The sequence below is a fragment of the Brevibacterium sp. 50QC2O2 genome, assembly GCF_024580675.1.
Lineage (GTDB): Bacteria > Actinomycetota > Actinomycetes > Actinomycetales > Brevibacteriaceae > Brevibacterium > Brevibacterium moorei.
In genome coordinates, this window is sequence record NZ_JANIJZ010000014.1 from 43,596 (window position 1) to 55,008 (window position 11,413).

The 11,413-nt window shown below is 67.2% G+C and carries 8 protein-coding genes and 1 pseudogene; 1 reads left to right on the forward strand and 8 read right to left on the reverse strand.

The genetic code is table 11. The annotated features are described in order from the left end of the window. Positions 1–83: 83 nt before the first annotated feature. Positions 84–1,586: a threonine synthase gene (gene thrC, locus NQ038_RS11790; RefSeq protein ID WP_257062644.1), complete on the forward strand. Its 1,503-nt coding sequence runs from the start codon at positions 84–86 to the stop codon at positions 1,584–1,586. Positions 1,587–1,694: 108 nt separating this feature from the next. Here thrC and NQ038_RS11795 read toward each other — a convergent pair. From NQ038_RS11795 to NQ038_RS11830, 8 genes and pseudogenes are all read right to left on the reverse strand, one after another. Then, positions 1,695–2,707, reverse strand: a pseudogene (locus NQ038_RS11795) (SDR family NAD(P)-dependent oxidoreductase). Beyond that, entirely contained in the window at positions 2,646–3,998 is a 1,353-nt protein-coding gene (locus NQ038_RS11800; RefSeq protein WP_257062645.1) for a DNA glycosylase AlkZ-like family protein, read from the reverse strand. Before NQ038_RS11800 ends, NQ038_RS11795 begins: the two are co-directional and overlap by 62 nt. A gap of 83 nt (positions 3,999–4,081) precedes the next feature. Then, positions 4,082–5,485, reverse strand: a complete 1,404-nt coding sequence (locus NQ038_RS11805; RefSeq protein ID WP_257062646.1) for a toxic anion resistance protein — start codon at positions 5,483–5,485, stop codon at positions 4,082–4,084. A gap of 28 nt (positions 5,486–5,513) precedes the next feature. Beyond that, positions 5,514–6,545, reverse strand: a complete 1,032-nt coding sequence (locus NQ038_RS11810) for a hypothetical protein (RefSeq protein WP_257062647.1) — start codon at positions 6,543–6,545, stop codon at positions 5,514–5,516. 10 nt (positions 6,546–6,555) lie between these two features. Then, positions 6,556–8,373: a substrate-binding and VWA domain-containing protein gene (locus NQ038_RS11815; protein WP_257062648.1), complete on the reverse strand. Its 1,818-nt coding sequence runs from the start codon at positions 8,371–8,373 to the stop codon at positions 6,556–6,558. Between the two features lie 119 nt (positions 8,374–8,492). Then, positions 8,493–8,975 carry a hypothetical protein gene (locus NQ038_RS11820; protein WP_257062649.1) on the reverse strand — a complete coding sequence of 161 codons (483 nt, stop codon included), beginning with the start codon at positions 8,973–8,975 and terminating at the stop codon, positions 8,493–8,495. Further along, positions 8,972–10,198 carry an OmpA family protein gene (locus NQ038_RS11825; protein WP_306427963.1) on the reverse strand — a complete coding sequence of 409 codons (1,227 nt, stop codon included), beginning with the start codon at positions 10,196–10,198 and terminating at the stop codon, positions 8,972–8,974. The genes NQ038_RS11820 and NQ038_RS11825 overlap by 4 nt, the downstream gene beginning before the upstream one ends. Positions 10,199–10,339: 141 nt before the next feature. Then, on the reverse strand, positions 10,340–11,413 hold the full coding sequence (locus tag NQ038_RS11830) for a DUF4097 domain-containing protein (protein WP_257062650.1): 1,074 nt from the start codon (positions 11,411–11,413) through the stop codon (positions 10,340–10,342).

Here is an 11,413-nt window from a genome sequence, read left to right on the forward strand (position 1 = left end):
CCCTGCAAGCCCAACCCCGCCCACGAGGTCCGGCTTCCGGGACGATGCGCCCCGCAGCGATGCGGCCTCGTTAGGCTAGGAGCATGAAGTACATCTCCACGCGCGATGCCCAGGCCCGTCCCGTCGGCTTCACCGACATCCTGCTGGGCGGCCTGGCGCCCGATGGCGGCCTCTACCTGCCGCAGGAGTACCCGCAGATCGACGCCGCCACTCTTGAGGCCTGGCGCACAGTTCTGGCCGAAGAGGGCTACGCCGCCCTGGCCGCCCGGGTCATCGGCCTATTCATTGACGACATCCCGCAGGCCGACCTGGCCGCGATGACCGCGCGCGCCTACTCCACCCCGAAGTTCGCGACCGAGGCGATCGTCCCGGTGACCGATCTGGAGGACGGCATCAAGCTCGCCCACCTGTCCGACGGCCCCACTGCGGCCTTCAAGGACATGGCGATGCAGCTGCTGGGCGAGCTCTTCGAATACGTCCTGGCCCACCGCGGCGAGTCGATCAACATCCTGGGCGCCACCAGCGGCGACACCGGATCCTCGGCCGAATACGCGATGCGCGGGCGCGACGGGATCCGCGTCTTCATGCTGACCCCCGCCGGGCGCATGAGCCCGTTCCAGCAGGCGCAGATGTTCGGCCTGGACGACCCCAATATCTTCAACATCGCGCTCGACGGCGTGTTCGACGACTGCCAGGACGTGGTCAAGGCCGTCTCCGGCGACGCCGACTTCAAGGCCGAATACCGCATCGGCGCGGTCAACTCCATCAACTGGGCCCGCCTCATGGCCCAGATCGTCTACTACGTCTCCAGCTGGCTGCGGGCGACCGAGCCGGCTGCCGCCTCGGCCACAGAACAGGCACAGTCCGCCGGCGCCGAGGCCCCCGCCGGGCAGCCGCAGCGGGTTTCGTTCTGCGTTCCAACCGGCAACTTCGGTGATGTCTGCGCCGGGCACATCGCCCGGCAGATGGGCCTGCCGATCGATCGGCTGATCGTCGCGACGAACGAGAACGACGTGCTCGACGAGTTCTTCCGCACGGGCGCCTACCGGGTCCGCGGCTCCGCCGAAACGCAGGCCACGTCCAGCCCGTCGATGGACATCTCCAAGGCCTCGAACTTCGAGCGCTTCGTCTTCGACCTACTGGGCCGCGATGCCGCGCGCTGCGCCGATCTGTTCGGCGCGCAGGTGCCCGCAGGCGGCTTCGATCTGGCCGACGACCCCGCCTTCGCGCAGGTGGGCACGGACTACGGTTTCGCCTCGGGCGCGTCGACGCACGCGGACCGGCTGGCCACGATCAAGTCCTGCTGGTTCTCCGCAGGGGTGCTCATCGACCCGCACACCGCCGACGGCGTCAAGGTCGCCCGTGACTTCCGCGCGCAGCACCCGGATGCCGCACCCATCGTGTGCCTGGAGACGGCGCTGCCGGTGAAGTTCGCCGACACGATCCGCGAGGCCATCGGCACGCAGCCGCCGGCGGACACGGTCCCGGAGCGGTTCCACGATGTGCTCAACGCGCCGCGCCATGTCACGGACCTGCCCGATGACGTGGACACGGTGAAGAACTTCATCCGCCAGGCCATCGACTGAATCTGCTCGCTTCGGTCACAGACACCATCCTGGCGCGGGAACTACCCACTATAGCGAGTCGTTTCCGCACCAGGATGGTGTCTATGCGGTCCAGAAGACGCGGAAACGTCAGCTGAACTGCATGCCTCCGTCGACCAGCATCGTCTGCCCCGTGACGTAGTCGGAGTCCGGCCCGGACAGATAGGACACCATCCGCGCCACATCGTCTCCCACGGAGACCCGGCCCAGGTAGATCGCCTGGGCGTTCTCGGCCAGAGCCTCGCCGCGCTGCTGACCGTGCTTGGCCGCCAGCTTCTCGTCGATCAGATCCCACATCGCCGTGCCCACGATGCCGGGCCCGTAGGCATTGACGGTGATGCCGTGCGTGGCCCATTCCATGGCGGCCGCCTGGGTCAGCCCGCGCACTGCCCACTTGGTCGCCGAATACGGCGCCAGCATCTCGAAGGGGCGGAATGCCACGATCGAGGCCGCGCCGATGATCTTGCCGCCGAACCCCTGGGCGACCATCTGCTTGGCTGCTTGCCGGTAGGAGTTGAAGACGCCGGTGATGTTGACGGCCAGGATCTTCTGGAAGTCCTCGGCGGAATAGTCCAGGAGCGATTCGACCTGGGCGATTCCCGCGTTCGCCACGAAGACGTCGAGCCGTCCTCGTCCGTCACGTCGACGGTGGCACCCGTTGCCGTGCCGCCGGCTTCCGCGATCGCCGCCACCGTCGAGTCGATGCCGTCTTGCATCGCTGGCAGATCGCCGACGATCACGTGGAATCCGTCCCGGCCCAGGCGTTTGGCGATCGCCTCGCCGATTCCGCGGGCCGACCCGGTCACGATCGCCACCTGTTGTCCGGCGGGCGCCTTCGCCCTGGCCGCTTCGACGTAGGATTCCTGGTCGGTCTTCTCAATGCCGTGTTCGGACCTGGTTTCTCCTCCTTGAGAATCGTCCTGCAGTCCGGTCCGAGGCGATGGTAGCCGCCTCACCGACCACGCTAGGCACCCGGCGCACGGCGGGGAAGGGGCGGTTATCGGTGCGCGATAATCGCGCTTTCCGGGGCCGAGGCGGCACTCAGTGCCGGTGCACGGTACCCTGCGCCGGGCCCAGTGCCGCGAGCTCGGCGGCCAGGGCATCCGTGGCGTCGCCCCAACGGGAGACGGACACCTCGTGTAATCCCTGCCAGGCGGCGGCCCGGACGACGGCAGCAGCAGCGCGGGAGGCGAGCTCGGAACCGGATGGGCCGGCCGCACCGCGCGGCCCTCCCCCACGTGCTGTGCCCACCGCCTCCAGCGCCCACGGCTCCCACCAGGCCGACTGCACCAGCAGGCGTCCGCCCGCGCGATCGGCCTTGAGGTCGATCCGTCCGGCGATCCGCTCGCCGATCAGCAGCGGCAGTGAGTAGTAACCGAAACGGCGCTTGGCCGCCGGAGTGTAGATCTCTATCCGGTAGTCGAAGTCGAACATCCGGTGCGCGCGTTCACGGAACCACACCACCGGGTCGAAGGGGGTCAGCAGAGTGGCCGCCTCAATGCGCCTGGGAACCTTGGAATCACGGTGGCGCCAGGCCGGAATCGGCTTGCCCCCGCGCTCCCAGCCACGCACGCGCACCGGCACCAGGACACCGGCCTCGACCAGTTCGTCCACCGCGGTGCGCACCGTGGCGCGCTTCATCCGGTAGTAATCGGCCAGGTCCGACAGGGTCGCCACGCCCTGGGCCCGGGCCGCGCGCTCCACCAGGGTGCGGATCGCCTGCTCGGCTGGGACCCCGGCATCCAACAGTCGCCCCGGCAATACGTGTTCGGCCAGGCCGTAGCGCCGTTCGAAACCGGTGCGCCCGGCGATCACCACATCGCCGAAGCGCCACATCATCTCCAGCGCCCGCTTGACCTCGTCCCAATCCCACCAGGGACCGCGTGGGCCGGACTCCGCATCGCGTTCGATCTCACCTGCGCGCAGCGGTCCGCGCGCCGCCAGTTCGGAGCGCACCCAGTCCACGGTCCGCCGGTTCGCGGCGAACCAGGATTCGGCGTGGCCGTAGCGCTGCCTCATCCGCTCCCGGCGGAAGCCCCACAGGGGCCAGTCGGCAGCGGGGGTGAAGGTCGCTTCGTGCGCCAGGTACTCGATGAACCCCGGAGTCTTGCGCCCGGCGACCGGAGCCAGCACCTGGCGGTCCAGCAGGTCCGTGTCGTAGACGCCCAGCCGCGAGAAGATCGGCATGTAGTGGGAGCGGGAGAACACATTGACCGAGTCGATCTGCAGCACGCCCATCCGGGCGATCTCGGCCTTGATTCGCCGGGCCCCGGGCAACGCTGCGGGCCGGGACGGTTCCTCGGTCCCGGGCAAGGTTTCCGGCAGCGCACGGCCGAAGCCCTGTGCGCCCAGGGCCAGGCGCCGGGCCTCCCCCGGAGTCAACGTGTCCTTCACAGCGCACCTCTATTCGTCGAACCGTTACTTATATCGATTCTAGACCTGAATAATCGAATATTTGTGACGGCTCGGCGAAGGGGTTACTCGGTGAGTTTGTTCAGCAGGTCATCACCGGCATCGACTCCGGTAGCACCACCGGCGCCACTGTCAGCACCCGCACCACCCGCAGCGGCCCCGGCGATCCCACCCCTGGCCCCGTCTGCGACCTGGCGCTGCGAGGCGATCACCGCATCCTGGATCTGCGTCTCACCGCGTTCCAGCGCGTCCAGATTTCGCGCGCGCAGGGCACGGCCGGCCTTGTCGGCCGTGACGATCGCGGAGCACTGGGCCTTGACCGAATCGATCACCGACCAGATGGTCTCCTCCGTGATCACCGGCGCCTGCGCCGCATTGGCCACGGCCTCGACGGACTTGGCGGTCTCCTCGAAGGACCGCTGGATCAGCTTGTTCGTCCCCGCCTGCACGGATTCGCCCAGCTGCGCGCCCTCCTTGGCGAAGGCCGCCTGCTGCCACAGGGCCAGCGACTGCCGAGCCGCCGGCAGACCCATGGTCCGGAACGCCGCCAGGCGCCGCCGCAGGGAGAAGGTCGTGACGACCAGATTGCGGGTCGCCGGTGCGTGGGCGAAGCCCAGGAAGAACTGCGAGCGCCAGTCCGCCCAGGTCTTCTCCGTCTCCGACAGCACGAAGGACAGATTGGAGTGGATCTCGCGCAGCTTGCTCACCGTGACGGCCTCGCCCTTGTAGGTGGCGGATTCCCCGCCGGAAGACTCCGCGGCGCGCAGGGCTGTGTCGACCTCGTCGAATTGGCCCTGCAGTTCCTCGATGACCTGCTCCAGGGCTGCCAGCACGGCGACCACATCGTCCATATTGGACAGCGTCTGCTTGTGCAGCAGCTGACCGCGGCTGATGTTGTCCGCCAGTGCCGTCTCCATCTCCTGGAGTTTCAGTTCGGCCAGGTCGATCTTGTCGGCGATGGGCTTGGATTCGCGCACCATGGTCGACAGCGTGTACTTCTGGCGCTTGAACCAGCTGCGCACCGATTCGACGGCGTTCTCCAGTTTGACGGAGCGCCACTTCTTCTCGAAGCCGTCCATTTCGCGCAGCATGTCGTTGACGACCTGGTCGGCCTCCGGCACCTTGATATGGCGCTGCGCCTCCAGCAGCTGCACGGAGGCGTCGTTCATCTTCTTCATGATCGGCCCGCCGAAGTTCACGATCTGGTTGACGTCGGCGATGAACTTCCCCGCCAGCACCGGTGCGCCCTTGGCCAGGTCGTCCCGCTGTTTGTCGGTCAGCAGGCTGCGGAACTGGAACTGCGCCTGCTGCGGCGTCGCATCGGTGACGGCGGTGGTCTCGGCCGCCGGCACCTCGGCCAGGGCGGTTTCCAGGGGGCTGCCGGCCACTTCGTTCGCCTGGGTGTCGCCCGGGTCCAGGAGGGCGGCGAAGTCGACCGCGACGGTTTCTGCGGCTTGCTGCTCTGACATGGTGTGCTCCTGTGCGTAAGGCCCGGGCTCAGTACCCGGGAGCGGAGGGTGGTGGTCGGTGGTCGCCGGGGGTGCTGTCCGGGGTGTCCCGGTCGCTGTAGACGTCGGAGAGTTTCGCCTCGGTCACAGACCGGCTCAGGGAGTCCAGGGCGACCTGGAATTCCAGGTCGCGGGATTCGTTGACCTGCCGGATGTTGTCAACGGCCTGCTGGTCGACGGATTCGATGGCGCGGCGCACCTCGTCCAGCCGCCCGCCCGGGTTCGACCAGTACTGCGGATTGGCGCGGATGTCGCCGTAGTAGTCCGGGCCCAGGGCCTTGAGCAGCTTGCCCAGGGTGTCCTTGTAGCGGCCCTGCAGCAGCCTCACCTGTTGGTCGGTGCCGCGCTTGCGCACGCGCACGAACAGTTCGGACACGTGGTGGGTCAGGGCGGGCAGTCTGCCGCCGAGGTCAGGATAGGCCTGCGCGATCTCCTCGAGTTCGTCGATCGCCTGGGAGACGAATTCGCCGTCCTCCCCATTCAGGGCGTCGTCCAGATCCGCCTCCAGCCGGCGGTCGGCCTCCTTGCGGGTCAGCACGCGTTTCTTCTTCTTGTTCCGGCGCACGGCGATGACCGTGCCGATGGCCGCGGCGATGACCACGACGCCAACGGCACCGGAGACGAGCAGGCCGCCCGCGCCGGCACCACCGTCGTCCGGTCCGTCCGCTGCGGGCACAAGCTGCCCACTGATCGCGGCAACGGCGGCCCCGCCATCGGCCTGGCCCTGCGAGTACAGGTCCTTCGAGATCTGCGCGGCGTCCCCCGTGCTCGAGACGGCGAAGCGGTCGGACCCCGGCTGGTCCTCGATGACGATGACCGTGTCCTTGCCCGACTGGGCCCGCACGGCTTCGGCCACCGAATTCGATGACACGGCCTGGGCCTGGTCGGGGCGCGGGATCACGACGACCTGAACGCCCTGGGGCAGCGTGGACTGCAGGTCGTCGGCATTGCCGATCTGCGCCCCGTCGTAGAGGCAGACCTGCTGCTTGGCGCAGCTCGAGACGATTGCATCCGTTCCCATATGCCCCAGCCTAGAAGTTGTTCATGACCGACTGGAAGGTCTCCTGGATCTTCGTCGGGTCAGTCGCGTCGAAGACCTGCCCGCCGGATGCCGAGGCGATCTTCTCCAGTGGTTCCGTGTCCGCTTCGCCGGAGTAGGCGATCGCGAAGACGCGCACGGGCTTGTCGTTGCCGCCCTCGCCCTGGTCGGCGTTGATCTTCTGCACGAGGGATTCCAGGCTCATCTCCGAGCCCGCGTCCTCACCGTCGGACAGGACGACGATGGCGTTGATCCGGCCGGATTCGGCCTTCTTCTTCATATAGTCGTAGGACTGGGAGACCGCGTCGTAGAGCGGAGTGCCACCGCGGCGGCTGTTGGCCAGGTCAGCGATGTCGTCCTGCAGGCCCTCCTTGTCACCGCCCAGCTTGCCGAAGGGCCGCACCACGCCGATCCCGGGGTAGTTCTTCTTATCGATCATGCTGTTGATACCGGTGGTGAAGGCCCAGACGCCGATCTCATCACCGGGCCGGACCTGTCCCAGGGTGGTCTGCGATCCTTCGATCGCCCCGTCCAGGCGGGTCTTGCCGGAGCCGATGCTCTTGTTCATCGAGCCCGAGGTGTCGATGATCTGCAGGACCGCGGACGGTTTGCGGATCTTGGCCCACTGGTCCAGGGCCGCCGAGACGACGCCGGGCGCAGGCTGGGGCAGGGTGGTCTTGGGCTGGGCCGGGTCGATGCCCACGTCCTTGTTCAGGTGCTTGGACACGTCGACGCTGCCGTCGATGGGCCGGAAGCCGTATTCCGGCAGCAGTTCCTGGGCCGGCTTGGTCTTCAGGAAGTTCACGAAGGCCTCGGCCCCGGACTTCTGCTCCGGGCCGACCCAGTCCGCGTTGAGCGCCACGGCCGGGTTGTCGGAGAACATCGAACCGTCGCTGGGGTAGACCCCCACGAGCTTCTCCTTGGGCGGGGTCAGCTGTTCGCCCGGCTGCACGGTGTGGGAGTCCGGGTTGCCGATGTTGTAGTTGTAGAGGCTGGTCTCCTCCAACGCGATCGCGCTGACATAGGAGGAGCCGCCGCCCGATGCGCGGTCCGCCAGGTTCTGCAGCACCTTGCCGGTGGTGTCGCCGTAGTGGATCGCCCCGGATTCGAAGACCTGTGAGAAGTCCTTGGCCTTGGTGATGTCGCCGGCCGACAGGTCCTTCTTCTTGCCCGTGGCGGCGTAGGACTGCATGAGCAGGGTGGACAGGCCGGTGGTCGAGCTGTTCGGGTTGGTCTTGGCGACCTTGAACGAGCCCCACAGGTCCTTGCCGACCGCGCCCCAGCCCTTCTTGTCCTTGATCAGGTCGTGGATCTGCTTCATACTGATCTGCTTGCCCGGGTAGCCCAGGGCCTTGGCCATGGATTCCGGCATACCGAAGACCACAGGGGACTTCGCGAAGCTCTGCGCATCGCCGGAGTACACCTTGTTGCCCGCCACCGAGGCGACCCGCTGGGTCCACACGGTCGAGGCGGGCGACCAGATGGCCGGGGCGCTGTCGGCTCCCAGCGGCCAGTCCTTGGTCGATTTGCTCAGATAGTCCGCGGCTTTGCCGGAGGCGACGTTGACCGGTTTGATCGTCACGCAGTCCTTCAGGCCCTTGGCCTCATCGGAGTCCTGGAACCGCTCCCCCAGCTTCTCCATCAGGTTGACCTTCTCCGAAGAGGTCGCGACGACCACCGGGGAGCAGTCGCCCTTGGACTGGGAGCCACCGGGGCCATCGCCGGGCGAGCACGCGGCCAGTGCCGTGGTGCTGAGGCCCAGGACGGCGGCCATGCTCACAATGGTTCGGGTCAGTTTTCTCCTGGACATGAGTCGGCCCTCCACGGCGCGGTCCCTCAGGTCGCCTTGTGACGCCGACCCTCCATTAACGCTTCTCAGTGTATCTCAGCTCACGGACACGGCCCGCTCAGCCCCTGTGCAGTCCCTGCTCAGGGGGCCGAGGGGGTCGGAAGGCCGGAACCCCCATCGGTCGGGGTCTGCGCCGCCGGCGGCTCGACCGCACCGCGCTTGACCTCCATCTGCCCGGTTCCCGCGAACCGCAGGGTCAGCGTGTCCGATCCCAGCTTGTCCTTGGGGAAGAGCGCGTACATGTACTGCGGCGCGGCATGGGCCGTGTAAGGGGTGTAGATGCTCGTCGACTGCATGCACAGGCAGTCGGTCCCGCCCGCCTTGATCGGCTCGGCCAGGAGTTTTCCGCCTTTGTCCCACAACGCCACATTGGCAGCGCTCGGAAGGGAGCTGTCCGTCGCATAGGGATTCGGCCCGAACGGCAGTGCCCGTTCGTTGCCGGTGCCCCCGCCGAAGGCGTTGGCATCGTCCCGGCCCGATGCGGTCTTGAAGCTGTAGACCAGCTTCAGATAGTCTCCGACGTCCTCGAGTTGCCAGACGTCGACGGTCAGCTTCGGGCTCACCCCGCCCTTGGGCGTCGGCAGTTCAGCCGCCGGTTCTTGGCCCGGTTCACCTCGATCGGCTTGCCCTTCGTGTCCTTGTTCGGCACCCGCGGCCTGGTTTGTCCGTAGCCTTTGGTTCGCAGAGTGATCCCCGCGTCCTCGACCAGGGGCCGCAGCACCTTCTCCACCGCCAGAGCGCGACGCTCGGACAACCCCTGGTTGTAGTCCTTCGCCCCCTGATCGTCGGTGTGGCCCTCGATGGTGACGGTCTGCCCCTTGGCGGCCGTCGCCAGTTTCTTGGCGATGGAGCCCAACACCTTCGTGGCCTTGGCGTCAAGCTTGTCCGAATCCAGGGCGAACAGCACGTCGGCGCCCACGGACAGATTCGTGGTGCCCTTCTTCTCCTGCACCGTACTGTCCGTAACCGAGGACACCGACTCGTCCAGATCCACGATGCGCCTGAGCTTCGCGCCGGCACCGTATCGCTCCGGCAGCGCGTCGCCGCCACTGTTGATGAAGGAGAAGCGACCCAGCTCATCGGCTTCGAACCTCTGCCCGGAACTCACCGGCACCTGAGAGAAGAACGCGTCTCCGCCGCCCAGCAGCACGTCGACGCTCGCACCGGCCGGGGCCGGGAAGTCGACGTAGAACAGATTGGTCCGGATGGGAGCTCCGGTCGCGTCCTTGTCAGCGGCGTTGACCCCGTACGAACAGATGCACGCTGCCTTGCGCGCATCGTCGTCAACCTCTCCGATGTCCTGGACGTCGCCCGGATCCGCAGAGCTCCGGCTCTCGGCTCCGTTGGCCTGCAGGGGTTCGTAGAGTTTCTGCGCACCGCCGTCGACCAGTCTGACCCATGGCCGCTGGCTGGCGCCCTTGGACCCGGCCACACCGAGGGGGGAGGAGATCGGCGCACCGTCGACCGGCGGCAGGACCGCTGCGACCAGGCGCGCGTTCTGCCCGTCGGAGTCCAGGGACAGGATCTGCACCTTGGCGCTGGTCTCCCCACCGGCAGCGGGCTGGCGCACCACCTGCTCGGCCACCGGATCGGGCAGGGTGTTGGCCCGCCAGTACCCCTCGGCGTCGACGATGGCGGGGGTCTCCTGCTGTGTGGGCCGACTGGAGGCGGCTGCGCCACCGTCATCGGGTGCGCCGGCAGCGGGAGACTCCCCACCACCTCGCGTACACGAGCTGAAAACGAGCACGGCGGCCAGGGTGGCGCACAGAACCTTCATATTCTTCATCGGTGTCAACCTGCAGCATCGTCACGACTGGTGGATGGGGCGATCGTGTGACACATTACACACTGCTAGGCGATGAGGACCGCCGCCGGGTCGAGGCGGGCCGCGCGCAGCGCCGGATAGGCGCTCGCAGCGGCACCGACCTCAATCCTCGTCCGCGTATTCGGACTCGTTGGGGGTGACCCAGATGTCGCCGGTGTTCGTCGTCGCCCGCAGGCGCACCCCGGGGGTCTTCGCATCGGCGTGCGCGGTGCGCGGCAGCGTGTCCTTGACCCGCCCGGTGGCGGACTTCGCCTCGATATTCCAGGGCTTGAGCGACTGCGCCTTGAATCCGGTGGGCACGTAGAGGTGGACATTGCCGGAGTAGGTCTGCACGTCGACCCCGGACGTCGGCTGGACGACGGGGATGCGCTGGCCCAGATCGACCTTGACGTTGCCATCCGTGCTGTTGACCCGCGCGTTCTTCGACACTGCGCCGTTGACCTCGATATTGCCGGACTTGGTCGACGCGTCAACGGTGGTGAAACGGCCGTCGAGCTCGATATTGCCCGTCGTGGCATGGGCGGTCATGACCTGTACAGCCACATCCGATACGCTCACGTACCCGGACTCGCTGTGCAGGTTCATGCCCTTGAAGCCGAACTTGCGGGCCAGGTCATCGGCCCTGGTGACCGAGTCAATGAATTCGTCCTCCGCCGAACGCGGCTCGTCATCGGCGCCTTCATCCTCGTCGTTGAAATCGTCCGAATCGTAGACCGAGCTATCGGCGTACGCATTGACCGATCCATAGGCCGCGTCCACGTTCAGGGTCATCTCCCTGGCCCGATCCGCCGGAATGTAGACCCGGGCCTCGGCCAGCACCGAACCGAAGATCCGGCGCGAGGCATCCGACCTCAAATCGACCAGCGCCCTATCCCCGTCCACGCTCGTGTTCACCTCGGGCTTGCGGTTCGAACCTCCCAGGTAGCGCAGTTCGACCCTGGGCTTCTGCCCCGTCGGCACGATTCCCACGTCGATGTTGAAGTTCGCCCCGCGCACGGTCAGTTCCCGCGCATCAGCAGGGATGTCCTCGGTGGCCGATACATAGGAGCTCGCCGCCATCACCACGCCGATGCCGCCGGCGCCCACCACCATGGCCAGCACGGTCAGCACCGCGAACACGATGAGGATGGCGCGCACGGCCGTCCGCGTGCCGGATTGGATTGCGATCTTGACCAT